Consider the following 15,444-nt stretch of genomic DNA (forward strand, 5'->3'; position numbering starts at 1 on the left):
TGATCATTTTTCCACCTTCAAAAACCGGGAGTTGACCGCCACAATGATGGTACTGGCCGACATTAACACTGCCCCCATGGCTGGAGTTAGAATAATACCATAGGCGGATAGGACTCCTGCAGCCAGGGGAATGGCGAATATGTTGTAACCGGCACCCCAAACCAGGTTTTCCACCATCTTCCGGTAGGTGGAACGGGCCAGTTGAATTATGTAGAGGGCATCCAGGGGGTCGCTGCGCACCAGTACTATGTCTGCAGTTTCCACCGCCACATCCGTCCCTGCTCCAATAGCTATTCCCACGTCAGCTTGGGCCAGGGCAGGGGCATCGTTGATACCATCACCAGTCATGGCCACGGTAAAACCTTCTTTCTGTATTTCTTTAACTTTCCTGGCTTTATCTTCCGGTAAAACCTCGGCAAAGTATTGATCAAGGCCCAGTTCTGTGGAAACCCATTCTGCTACTTCCTGTTTATCCCCGGTTATCATGAGGCACTTAACACCCATTTTTTTGAACCTGGAAACAGTTTCCTTGGATTCCGGACGGATGATGTCAGCCAGAGCAATTACCCCCTTGAGCTGTCCATTGATAATTACAAAAACTGTGGTTTTACCCTGAGATAATAATTCATCAACCTGAGTATCATCCAGTCTAAAACCTAACTCAGTTAAATATCCAGAACTTACAATTTTCACTATTTTCCCCTGGATCATCCCTTCTACACCTTTTCCAGGGATTGATCTGAAGTTTTTTACCGGTAAGTGGTCAGTTAACTCTGCAGCCACTCCCCGGGCAATGGGATGTTCTGAATGGGACTCCAAGGATGCAGCGTACTTCATAATTTCCTCCTGATTAAAATCATCATCCAGGGCTATGATCCGGGTAACTCCAAACTCTCCCTGGGTCAGGGTACCGGTTTTATCGAAGATTATGGCATCTATGTTACGGGCTTTTTCAAAAGCGGTCCTGTTTCTAATTAACAATCCGTTACTGGCAGATAATGCCGTGGAAACAGCCACTACCAGAGGTATGGCCAGCCCCAGTGCATGGGGACAGGTGGTTACCATCACCGTCACTGCTCTTTCCAGGGAAAAGGCCAGATCCTGCCCAGTTAGTACCATCCAGGTGACCAGGGTTATGAAACCTCCGGTAAGTGCTATCAGTGTCAGGTACATGGCAAAGCGGTCCGCCAGATTCTGTGTTCTGGATTGACTGGACTGGGCCTCTTCCACCAGGTTTATAACCTGGGATAAAAATGAATCCTTCCCGGTTTTCATTATCTCCAATTCAAGAGAGCCATCCCCGTTTATGGAACCCCCAATAACCTCATCCCCCACCTGTTTATAGACTGGCTGTGATTCACCGGTGAGCATGGATTCATTGATACTGGTCTCACCCTGGATGATCTGACCATCTGCCGGGATTTTCTCCCCGGGTTTAACCAGAATCTGATCACCCACCTCCAGCTGGTCCCGGGGAATGTCCATGGTCTCCCCATCAGGCATTATTTTATGGGCGGAGGAAGGTAAGAGTTTTACCAGTTCCTCCAGTGCCCGGGATGCACCCCTAACCGAACGCATTTCCAGCCAGTGGCCCAGGAGCATGATATCAATCAGGGTAACCAGTTCCAGGAAAAAGATTTCACCTTTAAGTCCCAAGACCACAGCACTACTGTAGATATAAGCCGTGGTAATGGCCACCGCCACCAGGGTCATCATCCCCGGCATTCGTGACTTTAATTCGCGGTACATGCCTTTAAAGAAGGGATAACCACCGTAAAAGTACACCACTGAGGATAAAAAGAACAAAACATAATTATCTCCATAAAAGGCAAGGAAGCCTTTGATACCCAGAATATGCTGTATGTGCGGTGTTAAAAATATAATAGGAATAGTTAAAACCAGACATACCCAAAAACGCCGTTTAAAATCAGCGATCATATGGTGATGATCATGACCGTCGTGTTTACTCTTCATTTCATGTTCCATTTCATGGTCTGAATGAGAATGTTCCATTGACGCACCCCCTATATGTCTTAGGTAAATTTTATGATCAGCAGATCTTATGGTTTTTTTGTTTGTAAACCGCAAACTTGATAAAGTACATCCCATATTAGGTAATATATTACCTAAATATGTAATATATTACCAGTAGGTAGTAAAAAAATAAGTAAAAAAAATAATAGTTATAATTCAATGGCATAGTCTTGCAAGTATAGGTCACCCTATCCCCTTGAGCTGAGAATAATGAGAGATTCAGAACTTATTAAGGCAGAATATAATGCAGAAAGACTGGAAATGGAAAAATATATCCTGTTGGTTTTATTCCTGGTACAGCAGAGGTGGAGCTATGTTATTGGCAGATTACTGGCCCCGGACCAGATAACTACCAAGCAGTGGCTGATGATGATCATCATGGTAACGGCCTTCGAGAGTCCTCCTTCCATGCAGGAAGTAGCCAATGCCCTGAGCACCACCCACCAGAATGTCAAACAGCTGGCCACACGTCTTGAAGATAGAGGATTCTTAAAAATCGAACGTGACCCCCATAACCGACGTATACTGCGTTTGAATGCTACAGAAGAATGCCATGATTTCTGGGAGAAAAGAGGGCCCCAAGATGTGAAAGATATTACTTCACTATTTGCCGGTGTGGATGATGATGAAATCAAAGATCTGTTTGAAATTGTGAGTAAACTGGAAAAAATATCGGCAAATCTGTATGAAAATACTAAAAAATGATTAAATAAGTTAAAGGAAGGATAAAAATGAAGGCATTGGTTGTATACGGAACAAGATATGGGACAGCTGAGGAAATAGCTGAGGAAATAGCTCGTGTTATAAAAGAAGAGGGGAATGAAACTGATCTGGTAAATGCCCGGAGTATTAAAGACATTGATGTCTCCACCTACGATCTGGTAGTGGTGGGAAGTGGTATAAAAATGGGCAAATGGACCAATAAGGCACTTAAATTCCTACAAAATAACAAAGAAACCCTGGCCACCCAGAAAGTTGCCCTCTTTGTCAGTTGTGGTGCGGCAAATGAAGAAAAAAGCAGACCCGAGGGTCAGGAAAAGTACCTGGATGCCGTGGCAGCAAATAACCTGGTGAACCCCCCCAGTGGCCACTGGACTCTTTGGTAGTGTTTACGACCCTGAAGCCAAACACGGATTAATGTACAAACTTACCACGAGTTTTATTAAAAAGGATCTGGAAAAAAAGGGAATAGATAGTAGCAAACGCCACGATTACCGCGATTGGGATGAGATAAGGGATTGGGCACGAGGGTTATCCCGGGATTAAATAGATTGAGTGTACTCCACAAAAAGATCATACACTTATTAGTTTAGATTAAATCCATAAGAAGGGATTAAAATGACTTTAAAATCCCATATTCCCAATTTTTTAAGTGCAATCCGGATTATAGTTGCCCCAATCTTTATTTACACATTCACCAGCGGTTTGTACCTGGTTTCCCTGATGATAATTATCTTCACCGGCGTAACAGATGCTATGGATGGCTATATTGCCCGTAAAATCGGTGCAACCTCAGATATTGGTGCCTACCTTGATGTGATATCAGATTTCATCTTTATTCTGGCCTGTTTCCTGGCATACACCATCAATGACTGGTACGATCCCCTGGTTCTCCTGCTGATCATTATCATGTTCTGTATGTTCATTGGGACCTCCGGGCTTAAAAAACCTGTTTACGACCCGGTGGGAAAGTACTTAGGAGCATATTTAATGGTGATGATTTTTTTATCAATTCTATCCCCGGAAATACTGGTAAGACAAATTCTACTTATCCTGTTACTTATCCTCTGCCTGGTTTCTGTAATCAGCCGTTTTTCTGTGTTCATAGCGAAAAATTAAGGTTAAAAGCTTTTGGATAAATAAATAATTTAGGTAAGAAAAATAATAGGACTAATTAACCATTATTCAGATAAAAGAGAGTGTAACATGAAAAGCAATCCAAAATGGTACTACGCTGAAAAACAGGCAGGAGTGGATTATTTAGATCCGAAAATAGCCCAGGGATACAATGAAGAGCATCAGAAGTTCAGAAACTTCCCGGAAGAAGCTCAGGAGATTGTTCGGATGTTGGGGATTACACCCCAAGACACTGTACTAGATTTTGGCTGTGGTACTGGAGGAATTGCCCTGAATCTAGCTAAATATTGTCGGAAAGTCATTGGTGTTGATATATCCCAGAAAATGATGGATGTTCTGGAGGAAAATGCCAGGAAACAGGGTATTAATAATGTTGAAACTCATTGTGCCGGATTCTTAAGTTATGAACATGAGGATGATGCTGTAGATAAGATCATAACCATGGCTGCTCTCCACCACCTCCCTGACTTCTGGAAGTCAGTGGCACTACTTCAAATGGCGGACATCTTAAAACCTGGTGGTAAGCTCTATCTTTTTGATGTGGTGTTTACCTTCCCTGTTCATGAGCATGAAAAGGCTTTGGATAAATTTATAACTGATATGGGAAGTGTTGCCGGGGATTCCATGGCCCGTGAAACAGAGATACATATCAAAGACGAATTCAGCACCTATGATTGGATTATGGAAGGTTTACTGGAAGGATCAGGATTTTCAATTGACCAAAAAAATGTGGATTCAGGTAATTTCGTGGGATATGTGTGCTCTAAACTCTGATGGGAGTTAAATTAGGTGAAAACATTTGATTACTCCATAGGAGTTCGCTAATTTTTTTAGAATAATAATAGCAAAAAGAGGTAGGTGCCCAAAAATACTTTTCAACTGCCCTTGGCAAAATTACATATTAATCTCTATTTCATAATTTATATTAATTCACAATGAAAAAAAATGGAGTTGTTTAACTATGGCAATTGAAATAAAAACAATACCCCAGTACCAAGTAGCATTCATACACCAGAAAGGTAGCTATACCCAGATCCCCGAGGTTCTGGGGAAGGTGGTGGGCTGGCTCATGACCCAGGACGTGGAAATACAGATGCCCATTTACGGTACCTACTACAACAGTCCCCACGAAGTTAGCGAAGAAGAACTGGACTGGGAGGTTGGAGCTGCATTTACCGGTAAATTAAAAGAAGGAACAGAGAATATTCATATTAAAACCATCCCCGAACACCAAGCTGTTTCCACTGTTTTCCAGGGCCCTTATGGTGAGGCATCATCAGTTTACATGGATTTAATCGAATACACCCAGAAAGAAGGATACCAGATTGCGGGTGCTCCCCTGGAAAGTTATTTAAACAGCCCAGATGAGGTAGCAGAAAGTGAACTGTTAACTGAAATCCAGTTTCCAGTGGTGAAAATACAATAAGCAAGGGTTTTCAAAAAAAATAACCAAAAATCTCACTATATACAATCTCCCCGTTACAATTTCTTAGTGAGAGTTTTTTTTTTTACTGGATCAATTTCTTGGCCAGGGGACTGGCTAAATAGACCAGGTTAGCCCAGGCAAAGAAATAGTAAGATAAAAGAAGAGCTATTATTGATAAAACCGGTAAAATCATGCTGATCCGGGTAATCTGCTTTTTGGATGATTCATCCATGTTTTCATCCACCAATCCTTTACGGACGGCATAAATCCAGTTTACACAATACAGAACTCCGGCAAAAAACAGGTTCAACTGGAATATCACACTGGCACTGAAATATTGGCCGAATGTTCCTATTATCTCGGTGGAAAAGGGCACCATGGCTATAAAAAGTAACCAAAAAACGTTTATAGTGATCAAATTGGTGTCGGAACGTTTAATAAAGAAAAACTGCTGGTGGTTAACTCGCCAGAACCCCGCCAGTATCCAGAAACTGAGTGCATAACTTAACAACTTAGGCCATAACAGCCATAATTGGTGTAGGAATGCCCCTTCAGTCAATGCAGAAGACATGTCGGGTACTCCTATGCTTAAAACCAGTAAGGTCATGGCAATGGCAAATATACCATCCACCAGTGTTTCAATACGACTGGTGGTAACCCAGTTATTTATTGAATCCGAATGAGTTCTCATTACAATATGGTTTATTTACACTTCCGGATATAATTATGGGATGAGATAGATGAAAAAATATGTTTTGCCTTTTTAATGCAGCAGTATCGGGTTATTCCAACCAATCAAGCTAAAATAATGTGATGAAGTAAAGGGCAAAACTAGTTTAAAATAGAACACCAAGGTAGTTATGGTGTAACCATGGAAGTAAAAGAGAAAAGGATTAAAGAAACCTACGTGGCCTACATCCCACACCACGGAAGTTATGATAAGATTCCAGAGTATATTGAAGAAATCAAACAATGGATAAATGAAAAAGGCCTTAAAACTAATGGCCAGGCCTATGGAACCTACCTTAACAGCCCAGAAGATGTGGCTGAAGAAGATCTGCAATATGAAATTGGATTCTCCTTTGAAGGTAATGCTATGCCCGAAGGCAAAATAGGTATTAAAGAAATGCCCGAACATACTGTTCTAACTGCCCTACACCAAGGACCTTATACCAAAGTAGGGCCAATTATACACGGTTTAGCCGAATATGCAGTTGAAAATGGTTATGATGTTGTGGGACCAATAACTGAAGTATACCTCAATGATCCCGCCCAAGTTCCCGAAGGGGAACTCTTGACTGAGGTACAGCTTCCCGTGATAAAAATTAAATGATCATTTTTCAATCTTTCTTTAACTCTTTTTTTTAAATTAAGAACCCTATTCCAGATTTTTAAAAAAAAATAGATGAATTTGTCCCCACTAAAGATATTTAGGGCCACCTAAACTTCTTTAGATGTGCGGAATAATTGGGTGTAATTTGGGCATAGCTATTTATTATTTGGAATCAATAAAATAGACTAGTTCTTAATTAATTCTAAAAGAATTAAAAGAACCATATCCAGAATCACATGGGTTATACTGCTTAGGAAAAGTGAAAAAACCACAAACTATTAATGATAGTAATAATAACAAAGTATAAATTATTTAAAAATATAAAGATGATACATTTAAAGCACCTGGCTCGTGTTTATCTTGAATAGAACCAGGAGGAAAAATGCGTAACCTCGAAAAATTTAAAGAATACATCCCCCGAATGGGAGAACCTAACGTAAAAAGTGTTGCTTTATTAATTGATGGACCTAACATGCTACGGAAAGAATTCGACTTCGATCTTGAAGTAGTACAAGAATTACTTACTGATTACGGGAAAATAAGGGTAGGAAAAGTATTTTTGAACCAGTACGCTTCGGATAAACTTATTGAAGCCATAGTTAACCAGGGATTATCCCCCATTATTGTTGCTGGAGATATAGATGTTCAAATGGCAGTTGAAGCCTTTGAAGCCATACACAACCCCAACATTGATGTTGTGGCATTAATGACCCGTAACACCGATTTTTTACCACTGATCAACATTGCCAAAGAAAATGGGAAGGAAACTCTGGTAATTGGTGCTGAACCTGGTTTCAGTATTGCCCTCAAGAACTCGGCAGATAGCACCATAGTTCTGAAAAAACAGCGCCAACCCCATGGAGCAGTTTAAATAGATTAACTATTAAATTGCCCTATTTTTTATTTTTACTCCCTATTATCCTTATTTTTAAAATTAAATCAATTAGTGCAATTCTTGCTATTTTATTCCCTTCTTCATAAATTTATTCCTCTGAAGTATTTTCTAATAATTTAGTATTATTCCCTTTACCTCATTTTTTTTATAAATTTTTAAGAACTGTCATTAAACCATTTAGCTAATTAATAGGTTAAATGAATAATTTCTAATTTTAAACAACTCTAATTATTATTGATGCATTTTACAGCCTTCTAAACTACATTCACACTCTATTCAGGAAAAATTTATATGGGAGGTGGATTTTATCTTTAAATCCTACTGATCTAGGGCTGTCAACATAACCCTTGTTGTATCCCCAAAATAATCATAGTCCTGCAAGTGTGATGGAAACATTCATAGTGTACTAAGCATTATGTTTGTACGAAAATAAGGTATGAAATAGATTGGGTATGAAAATACATTAAAATCAAAATTATCATTTCTGTACTTAAGGTGTCAATATGTACGTGGTTGTAATGGGTGGTGGAAGAGTCGGGCTGAACCTGGCTTCTTTTTTAATTGCAGATGGTCATGATGTGACCTTAATTGAAAATGATGAAAATCTATGCACCAATGCTGCAGCAGAGCTGGATGCACTGGTGATCTGTGGCAATGGTACTGACACCAAAACCCTGGAAGAGGCCAACGTGTCCAGTGCCGATGTTTTTGTGGCGGCAACTGGAAATGACGAAGCTAACCTGCTGGCCTGTATACTGGTACGAGAATTTAATATTCCCAAGATCATTGCCAGGGTAAGCGAGCCCAGCCACGGTGAAGCCTTCCGCAAGGTGGGTATTGACTCGGTTATCAGTCCGGAAATCACTGCAGCCAGTTACGTGGAAAAATTAATCATACGGCCCAAAATTGCTGATTTAGTGGTTATGGGAAAGGGGGATGCAGAATTACTTGATTTTAACCTGGAAAATGAAAAGGTAGTAGGTAAAAAAATAGGGGATATCAGCCCCACCGATGATTTTATAATTGTCGCGGTCTACGAGAATGGGGATATAACCATTCCTAAACCAGAGATAGTGTTAAAAAAAGGTATGAAAGTTTCTATACTGGTTAAAACCAAAGCCGCACGTGCAGTTATGAAAAGATTCACTAAATAAGGTTAAGGTTATTTTTTCGGTCTCAATGATTTTTAAGGAATAATTCGTGCTTAAACCAATTCTCCCTGATTATCCCAAATTTGGTTAATGATATCTATAATTTTTGGATTAGACAAACTATAATGAACCCATACCCCTTCTTTACGCCATTTTAAGTAGCCTGCTTTTTTTAAAATGTTTAAATGGTGTGAAATAGTAGGTTGAGGTTTTTCCATAGCGGTGATAATTTCACAAACACATAACTCACCGTGTTTCAACAGGTGGAGGATCTTTAAGCGGGTGGGATCCGCAAGGGCCTTTAGTGTATCGGCATTTTCGTACAGGACTTCATCATCAGGGAGGGTGGCCATGATCTTTTTCAACCTCTTAATCTGGTCTTCACCGGGCTTATCCCCACCAATTTCACATGCTTTCATGGACTTGGTTATAACCTGTGATATATTTAAATATATGGATATTTAGTGGGAAGGTGAAAATGGAATACCGAAAATGTCTATGTTTTGTAACCACCGGACAATATCCCCCTAGCAGGAGATTTTGCATTTACATAGTCTCTGGATCCTGTTCTGCAATGCAGAATCCACAAACTGCACCAGGATTATCTTTTTGTCTTTCTTTCACCGGGCAGAGAAATTTTTCCCCATCATATTTCACCTGCAGGCCCCCAGGGAATGGTGTACCCACCGGATGAACCGATTCTGCCAGGATAAAGGTAGTGTAAAGAGAGATGATCTTGTAGATCTTAAAAAAGGCCGGATCAAATCCTCCCCCCTCTGCTGCCAGTTTTTCCTGTTCCTGTAATAACTGGACTGCATCTTGAACTTCTGCTATATCCAGAAGCTCATCACTCTCTACGTGATGGACTTTAACCTCCTGGATTCGCATTATAAAAGCCTTAGTGTAAGACTCCAGGTATTCCTTTCGGTAGTTGCCCTGCACATATTTAGCATCATCTACAAGGAATAAACTGGCCCGTATTATGTCCTGAAGGCCAATTAAATTGGTTTCACTCCTTAAAATAGTGAAAAACTTCTTCGTGCCGATTTTTTGATAAGAGGGAATATCATCTATAGTTTCCATTTATTTCACTAATCCGGGTTAATAATTCACCTACTCATTTCAATTACTCATATAAAATTTCTGTGGAAGGTTAAACCCTGATGGTATGGACTAATTGATCCTATCCTTTATCTTCCTCTCTTAAATCATCCATGTCCTTTTTTACCTTCTTTTTCATGAATTCAACACAAATTTCTCCTTCTTCATCCAATCTGGAAACATCAGAAGGTTTAAAATTTTCCTCTTTGAGTTCTTCCAGTACATTAAGAGTTTTAGCAGGAGTAACTCCCTTTTGATTAAGTATTTTGGTAGTGCAGTTACCATCACAGCCATTTATGGCAATAATGGGATATTTTTTAATTAAATTTCTAAAACCTTCCCTATCGGCAGCAGTGGCACCCATACAAATAGAAATCGTGTTTTCAGTCTCATTTACCGTGTCTGCAGAGGTTACACGGGCCACCAGACCATAGGGACTCATTCCACTGCAGGCAGCTAATGCTATTTTCTCAGAATTCATTTTTCCATCTCCGGGAATATTCAGCCTAAGTATATTAATTTTTTTTATCCTTCAACTTGGCATTTATTCGGTCAAATATATCTTTAACATGAGCATATCCCTTTTCATCGAAGGGACATGATTCTATACAGTAAGTACAGCCTTGTGTGCAACCTATACAACGAGCTTGAATAAATTCTATTTCCTTGTTACCGCAGCATGTTTTTTGTTCTATCAATGCTTTTTCTGGACAGGCTCTAATGCATTTACCACATTTTGCACAGTATTCCAGTATCCAGGAGTGCTCATTATGATTCTTAACCGGTAAATTTTCTATATTGGTCAGTATTGCTGAAATTTTCTGTCGAGGCCCCAGTTCCGGTGTTATTAACAGACCACTTTGCCCTATCCATCCTAAACCGGCCTCTTGACCCAGGGGTGAGAAATTTAACATGCTCCCGTAGGGATGGGCTACCTGGGTAGCAAAACCCTGTGACCGGATAAAATCAGAGAGGGCGTAAGTTATGTTCCCCATTTTTTTATAGGTTGCATCATTTAATTCCTGGGCTTTTGAACCAGGGGGTGTTTCTATGATATCTTCACCCATTTCTAAGGTCAAAACAATGGCATTGGTGTAGGTGGGTTCCTCAGTGTTGACTAATTCCGGATTTATCCGGGTGTATCCAATATCTACAATGCCCATTGCCTGGGCAAATTTCTCAAAATCCTCTAAAAAGCTATTGTTTACGGTATTTACAGGTTCCTTTGGATTTTCCACCAGAGATTCATCAGGGAATTCTCCCCCACATCCACAGGAGCATTCATTATTCTCCTCGATTTGTGAGGTTGTTTCCGGTGACATCCCCTCACATCCGCAAACTTCACTTTCTCCAATTTTAGATGTTTCGGGAACTGTTTCACCAGAACATCCACAACTTTCACTTGTTTCACTAGTCTTAGATGATTTCAAAGCGGGCCCCTCACATCCGCACCGCTTGTTCTCTGGTTTAATTAGGGACCCCACTTCCAGGGGAGTTTTAATTGCCTTTATTTGTATACTGATTAATTTTCCTTTCAGGCGTTCATCCAGGTCAGTCTCTGTAAAGAAGTGGGCACCAATGACTTCTACTTTACCAAATCCTGCATTCTTTATGGTTTCCATGTATTCTTCTTTTTCCATGGCTCCTGCTGTGCATTCTGACCATGCTTGGAAGCTTTTCCGGATTTCATCAGGGAGATGGCCTTCAGTGACTATATCCGAAATTAATATTCTGCCTCCTTCTTTTAAAACCCTGTAAACCTCCCTATAGGCTACAGATTTGTCTGGGGTGAGATTTATGACACAGTTACTAATTACCAGATCAACGGAATTATCTTCAAGGGGCAAATTCTCTATTTCCCCCAGTTTAAACTCCACATTATGGTATCCTCCGGCTTTAGCATTTTCAAGGGCAGTTTCTACCATTTTTTCCGTCATATCTACCCCTATGACCTTTCCACTTTCACCCACCTTGTTGGCTGCCAGAAATACATCTATTCCCCCACCAGACCCCAGATCCAGAACTGTTTCACCCTTTTTTATCTCAGCCAGGGCAGTAGGGTTGCCACATCCCAATCCAAATATGGCCTCGGCAGGGATGCTTTTTATTTCTTCCTCAGAATAGCCGACGGCTTTGGCTTGTTGGATTATTCTGTCCACTCCTGTTTCGGAACAACAGGAACATGACGAAGAGTTTTCTTTAGCTGCAATTTTTGAATATCTTTCCTTTACAAAGTCTTTGATTTCTTTTTCCGTCAACTCCAACCACCTGTTAGTTTCATATATTCAAATATATCGATATATAAATAAATTGCCTATCCCCCTTATAAAGTTAACTAATAAATGCCCCCTTAGCATGAGCTGAAAGTTGTGAGGAATTTTTTTAATCTAATTCAACACCATACTTGTTGCACTGTTTCAAAAGTAATTCTCTACTGTTTCCAGTTCCATGGCCAGGCAAATACATTTTACAACCAGTTTTTGCAAGTTTTCCCCAGCTTTTTTCGAGAGCAGGAACATCATCCGCAAAGGGAGGGAATACTGACCAGTTGAACACTCCGAACATGGCATCGCCCACCAAAGCAATTTCATTATCCACAATCAAGCTCATTGACCCTTCTGTGTGGCCCGGAGTGTGGATAAGATAGGTTCGTGGGGTTACCTGGTAGGCATCGTCCACTGTAATATCCGGTTCTACTGACTCATAATGACTGAAACTACTAATTTTCCCACCCAAATTAGACACAATGCAGGTAATGAGATTAGTGCCTGTGGGTAACGAAGAAAAACCTTGTTTTAAGTCATATAATTCTGATTTATGGACAATCACCCTGGTATTGTACCGTTCCTTTACTACTGCGGCGTTTTCTGCGTGATCATAATGGCTATGGGTTAAAACCAGCCAGGACAACTTCTTTCCATCCAGTAAATCATCCAACTTATCGGTGAGACCTTTCAGTGCCCCCCGGTGACTGGTATCCACTAAAATTGAATCATCACCGTCAAAAACCAGGTAAGTATTACTTCTGCCCTTTGTGATGGGGTAAACTTTACATCCACCCGGAGTTAACCATCTTTCCATTAAAAAAACCCCTATATTAGAATCATGAATTATTTGATATTTCAGTACACTCGAACATGCCGGGGATTAATTATACAATTTAATTAAGGATTTAAAAAATTTATGTCCTACATCAACCGGTTACAAATTAGAGAAGCAGAAATCCAGGCATATTCCCGCTCATAATCGTTGAGACTCCTAAATGAAATAGATGATAAGTGGTAGGACAACAATCCCAGGAGATATTGGGATATATCTTCATCCAAAAGGGTAATCATGTTACCATATTTTCTTACCCTCCTTATACACTGAAATGCCTTGATTATGTCCCTATTATCAAAATTTAGTTGAGTATCGGGAGAATCAAGTGGTAAATGAGGTATGTCACTAAGATTTCTAGCATTAAGGAACCTTTCTTCCAGTTTCAACATGTACCTTAGTTTTTCAGGGGAATTGATATCCACACATTCTAGTTTAAAGGCAGTTTCCAGTTTGGCCACATCCCGCAAGATATGAGAATAGTGGGTAGCAGCGAAGTCTATGAGCCAGATATTTAGATCATCATCCAGGAGTACATTCCTCAAGTTCAGATCCCCGTGGGTGGAGGCTTCGTAGCTACTGACCGCCTGGGACCGGCGTTCAGGCATTACATTTTCCACAAAGTAAAGTGGGTTTACGGATGTTCCCAAATTATAGGGGAGTTTAACGTATTTTTCACTGGATGTGAGGTCGAACTTATCTAAAGTGAAATTTTTTATCATATCGTACTGGAAGAAAGAATCATATTCCTCATATAGGTATAGTTCCTTAAGTTTGGGTTGCCCGTACCAGCTACGGAGCACATTTCTAAAGAGTTTGTCCAGGGCATTTAAAACTTCTCCGGTGTCATGGGAAGCATAGTAATCTTCCATGGTTTTTATGGTGCTTTCTCTTCCATTTATACCTGCAAAATTGTACAACAACCCCCCACATGCGTCAATTTTACAGTGATCGATGACGTGGGTGGCATTGTTCTGTATGTAACGTTTTACGTGCTCTTCATATCCCTTAAGTTCACTTCCTAACTCGAACCAGGGCCCCAATTTCATCACAAAGGGCATTTCTTTTCTACCCGAGCGATCCCAGGCATCTACCTTAAACACCGCTGAACCACTGTACCCTCCGGTTATGGGGGTCAGTTGAATTTCAGTTGAATCCGGAAACATTTTACTGGTTATTTCATGGTAGGTGTCGTTCCATCCTTCACAATCCCCACGCAGTGTTATTTCCTGATTTTTCTCAAAAACAATACTTGATATATAAGAAACACCTAAAAGAGCACGTTTCATTTTGGAGTTATCCAAGATATGACTCATATCCAGGAATTCTCCATTTTGAACAATGCTCTTTATGCCACCATCTAGGTCACCCTTTTTCTCCAGGGGAACATGTTTGAAAACCACGGCATGGTTGTGGAGCAACATCTGTTTATTTACGGTGTTGGCGGGATGCATGTAAAACAGGGCCCCCAGTACTTCTTCATCAAAACCAGATAGATCTGTGGTTAAATCAACACCCACCCCAAAACTAATCATTGTTTCACCTTTGAACATAGGATCAGTACCTATATTCATCCATAACTTAATATTATCCGGATGCATAATCATCTCATGATTTTTAGGAGTGAATTTCTTAATGGGAGCTATTTTAATTCCTGATCTGTAAAATTCTTCAACGTCTGCCTGCATAGCCACGCTAATGATACCTTTGAAGTTAGGTTCCCTTTCCCGGGCCAGGGCAAAAAGTGATGCGTAGAGTTCATCCATGGTAAACCCTTCATCATGTTGGGATTCGGCAAATAGAACATTATTAAAATTTCCACCAAGAGCAACGTTAAATCCAGTGTGTATGGTTACCATCCCAGTGTCTGTTGCTGGTATAAGGAAATCCGGAGTGTCATGGCCGTCAGTAGGGAGCCAGACCATGGTCCCCCCAATGGTGATCATTTCCCCCATTATCTCCAAGAAGTCTTTCATCTTCTCCCCTAATCCTCCCAATCCAATGGAGTATTCTGTATTGGAGAATTTCCGGGAATAAATATCCTCTTCTCCCAGGGTGGCCTTGAGTACTTTGGAGATATCACCCACAACATTTAATTTAGAATCACTGGCAGATGATTCTAAAATGGTTAATGAAATCGTTTCATTAACATAAGGAGGGACTTTTATCCAGTTCACCCTTTCCAAGTCGGAGACTGTTGATCCTGATTGCAGGGCATCTTCTACCGTGGGCTTTATGGAGAATATCTGGTCAAAGCCAGCCATTTTTAGTACATCCAGCGGGTAAGACTTCAAATTGCAAAGATGTATGCATCCTCCCTTTTCCTTGAGGGTTCTTTCAGCTCCCAGTAAACTGCGGATACCTCCACTGCTGAGATAACTGACCGGGCCCATGTTAAAAATAACTACCGTATCATTAGGGGTAATCAGGCTTTCCAGGGATTCATTTAATTCCAATGCACCATAAGCATCCAGTCTACCTTGAATTGATATTATCAGCACGCCGCCATCCCTGTGTGAGGATATATTCATGAATTCACTCCCCCGTT

General features: G+C 40.6%; 17 protein-coding genes. 9 read left to right on the top strand and 8 right to left on the bottom strand.

Translation table 11 applies throughout. The features are described 5' to 3' along the window. Positions 1-3 precede the first annotated feature (3 nt). The gene (locus CIT02_RS05675) at positions 4-2,013 is read right to left on the bottom strand and encodes a copper-translocating P-type ATPase (protein ID WP_292614833.1); all 2,010 of its coding nucleotides are present in this window, start codon (positions 2,011-2,013) and stop codon (positions 4-6) included. 231 nt (positions 2,014-2,244) lie between these two features. Here CIT02_RS05675 and CIT02_RS05680 point away from each other — a divergent pair, with 231 nt between their 5' ends. The 6 genes from CIT02_RS05680 (at position 2,245) to CIT02_RS05705 (ending at position 5,317) form a co-directional block, all read left to right on the top strand. After that, on the top strand, positions 2,245-2,739 hold the full coding sequence (locus CIT02_RS05680; protein ID WP_292614835.1) for a MarR family winged helix-turn-helix transcriptional regulator: 495 nt from the start codon (positions 2,245-2,247) through the stop codon (positions 2,737-2,739). A gap of 26 nt (positions 2,740-2,765) precedes the next feature. After that, positions 2,766-3,140 carry a flavodoxin domain-containing protein gene (locus CIT02_RS05685; RefSeq protein WP_292614837.1) on the top strand — a complete coding sequence of 125 codons (375 nt, stop codon included), beginning with the start codon at positions 2,766-2,768 and terminating at the stop codon, positions 3,138-3,140. Continuing rightward, on the top strand, positions 3,118-3,300 hold the full coding sequence (locus CIT02_RS05690) for a hypothetical protein (protein WP_292614839.1): 183 nt from the start codon (positions 3,118-3,120) through the stop codon (positions 3,298-3,300). Before CIT02_RS05685 ends, CIT02_RS05690 begins: the two co-directional genes overlap by 23 nt. A 72-nt stretch (positions 3,301-3,372) precedes the next feature. Beyond that, positions 3,373-3,873 carry a CDP-alcohol phosphatidyltransferase family protein gene (locus tag CIT02_RS05695; protein ID WP_292614841.1) on the top strand — a complete coding sequence of 167 codons (501 nt, stop codon included), beginning with the start codon at positions 3,373-3,375 and terminating at the stop codon, positions 3,871-3,873. Positions 3,874-3,960: 87 nt separating this feature from the next. Further along, on the top strand, positions 3,961-4,665 hold the full coding sequence (locus CIT02_RS05700) for a class I SAM-dependent methyltransferase (protein WP_292614843.1): 705 nt from the start codon (positions 3,961-3,963) through the stop codon (positions 4,663-4,665). A 187-nt stretch (positions 4,666-4,852) separates the two neighbouring features. Continuing rightward, entirely contained in the window at positions 4,853-5,317 is a 465-nt protein-coding gene (locus CIT02_RS05705) for a GyrI-like domain-containing protein (protein WP_292614845.1), read from the top strand. An 82-nt stretch (positions 5,318-5,399) separates the two neighbouring features. Here the strand turns inward: CIT02_RS05705 and CIT02_RS05710 are convergent, their stop codons facing one another. Beyond that, the gene (locus tag CIT02_RS05710; RefSeq protein WP_292614847.1) at positions 5,400-6,008 is read right to left on the bottom strand and encodes a TMEM175 family protein; all 609 of its coding nucleotides are present in this window, start codon (positions 6,006-6,008) and stop codon (positions 5,400-5,402) included. A gap of 180 nt (positions 6,009-6,188) precedes the next feature. On the opposite strand from CIT02_RS05710, the gene CIT02_RS05715 reads away from it, so the two are divergent. The 3 genes from CIT02_RS05715 to CIT02_RS05725 all read left to right on the top strand — a co-directional run bounded on the left by CIT02_RS05715 (position 6,189) and on the right by CIT02_RS05725 (position 8,699). Then, positions 6,189-6,650, top strand: coding sequence for a GyrI-like domain-containing protein (locus tag CIT02_RS05715; RefSeq protein ID WP_292614849.1), 462 nt, complete (start codon positions 6,189-6,191; stop codon positions 6,648-6,650). A 382-nt stretch (positions 6,651-7,032) separates the two neighbouring features. After that, complete coding sequence (locus CIT02_RS05720; protein WP_048071910.1) at positions 7,033-7,521, top strand: TIGR00288 family NYN domain-containing protein; 489 nt, start codon at positions 7,033-7,035, stop codon at positions 7,519-7,521. A 527-nt stretch (positions 7,522-8,048) separates the two neighbouring features. Continuing rightward, positions 8,049-8,699, top strand: coding sequence for a TrkA family potassium uptake protein (locus CIT02_RS05725; protein ID WP_048085669.1), 651 nt, complete (start codon positions 8,049-8,051; stop codon positions 8,697-8,699). A gap of 50 nt (positions 8,700-8,749) precedes the next feature. Here CIT02_RS05725 and CIT02_RS05730 read toward each other — a convergent pair whose 3' ends face one another. From CIT02_RS05730 to CIT02_RS05755, 6 genes are all read right to left on the bottom strand, one after another. After that, positions 8,750-9,115 carry a metalloregulator ArsR/SmtB family transcription factor gene (locus CIT02_RS05730; protein ID WP_292614854.1) on the bottom strand — a complete coding sequence of 122 codons (366 nt, stop codon included), beginning with the start codon at positions 9,113-9,115 and terminating at the stop codon, positions 8,750-8,752. A 127-nt stretch (positions 9,116-9,242) separates the two neighbouring features. Next, positions 9,243-9,779: a DUF2115 family protein gene (locus CIT02_RS05735; protein ID WP_292614855.1), complete on the bottom strand. Its 537-nt coding sequence runs from the start codon at positions 9,777-9,779 to the stop codon at positions 9,243-9,245. A gap of 100 nt (positions 9,780-9,879) precedes the next feature. Beyond that, positions 9,880-10,278: a putative zinc-binding protein gene (locus tag CIT02_RS05740; RefSeq protein WP_292614857.1), complete on the bottom strand. Its 399-nt coding sequence runs from the start codon at positions 10,276-10,278 to the stop codon at positions 9,880-9,882. A 34-nt stretch (positions 10,279-10,312) separates the two neighbouring features. Next, positions 10,313-12,055: an arsenite methyltransferase gene (gene arsM / locus CIT02_RS05745; protein WP_292614860.1), complete on the bottom strand. Its 1,743-nt coding sequence runs from the start codon at positions 12,053-12,055 to the stop codon at positions 10,313-10,315. A gap of 124 nt (positions 12,056-12,179) precedes the next feature. Next, entirely contained in the window at positions 12,180-12,878 is a 699-nt protein-coding gene (locus tag CIT02_RS05750; protein WP_292614862.1) for an MBL fold metallo-hydrolase, read from the bottom strand. Between the two features lie 107 nt (positions 12,879-12,985). Then, positions 12,986-15,427 carry an anti-sigma factor antagonist gene (locus tag CIT02_RS05755; protein WP_292614864.1) on the bottom strand — a complete coding sequence of 814 codons (2,442 nt, stop codon included), beginning with the start codon at positions 15,425-15,427 and terminating at the stop codon, positions 12,986-12,988. Positions 15,428-15,444: the final 17 nt, after the last annotated feature.

It is taken from the genome of Methanobacterium sp. BAmetb5 (genome assembly GCF_003491305.1).
Classification (GTDB): domain Archaea; phylum Methanobacteriota; class Methanobacteria; order Methanobacteriales; family Methanobacteriaceae; genus Methanobacterium.

Excerpts from the sequence above, each read along its gene's own strand:
- CIT02_RS05675 (WP_292614833.1), bottom strand. The coding sequence starts at position 2,013 with ATGGAACATTCTCATTCAGACCATGAAATGGAACATGAAATGAAGAGT.
- CIT02_RS05680 (WP_292614835.1), top strand. The coding sequence starts at position 2,245 with ATGAGAGATTCAGAACTTATTAAGGCAGAATATAATGCAGAAAGACTG.
- CIT02_RS05685 (WP_292614837.1), top strand. The coding sequence starts at position 2,766 with ATGAAGGCATTGGTTGTATACGGAACAAGATATGGGACAGCTGAGGAA.
- CIT02_RS05695 (WP_292614841.1), top strand. The coding sequence starts at position 3,373 with ATGACTTTAAAATCCCATATTCCCAATTTTTTAAGTGCAATCCGGATT.
- CIT02_RS05700 (WP_292614843.1), top strand. The coding sequence starts at position 3,961 with ATGAAAAGCAATCCAAAATGGTACTACGCTGAAAAACAGGCAGGAGTG.
- CIT02_RS05705 (WP_292614845.1), top strand. The coding sequence starts at position 4,853 with ATGGCAATTGAAATAAAAACAATACCCCAGTACCAAGTAGCATTCATA.
- CIT02_RS05710 (WP_292614847.1), bottom strand. The coding sequence starts at position 6,008 with ATGAGAACTCATTCGGATTCAATAAATAACTGGGTTACCACCAGTCGT.
- CIT02_RS05715 (WP_292614849.1), top strand. The coding sequence starts at position 6,189 with ATGGAAGTAAAAGAGAAAAGGATTAAAGAAACCTACGTGGCCTACATC.
- CIT02_RS05720 (WP_048071910.1), top strand. The coding sequence starts at position 7,033 with ATGCGTAACCTCGAAAAATTTAAAGAATACATCCCCCGAATGGGAGAA.
- CIT02_RS05725 (WP_048085669.1), top strand. The coding sequence starts at position 8,049 with ATGTACGTGGTTGTAATGGGTGGTGGAAGAGTCGGGCTGAACCTGGCT.
- CIT02_RS05730 (WP_292614854.1), bottom strand. The coding sequence starts at position 9,115 with ATGAAAGCATGTGAAATTGGTGGGGATAAGCCCGGTGAAGACCAGATT.
- CIT02_RS05735 (WP_292614855.1), bottom strand. The coding sequence starts at position 9,779 with ATGGAAACTATAGATGATATTCCCTCTTATCAAAAAATCGGCACGAAG.
- CIT02_RS05740 (WP_292614857.1), bottom strand. The coding sequence starts at position 10,278 with ATGAATTCTGAGAAAATAGCATTAGCTGCCTGCAGTGGAATGAGTCCC.
- CIT02_RS05750 (WP_292614862.1), bottom strand. The coding sequence starts at position 12,878 with ATGGAAAGATGGTTAACTCCGGGTGGATGTAAAGTTTACCCCATCACA.
- CIT02_RS05755 (WP_292614864.1), bottom strand. The coding sequence starts at position 15,427 with ATGAATATATCCTCACACAGGGATGGCGGCGTGCTGATAATATCAATT.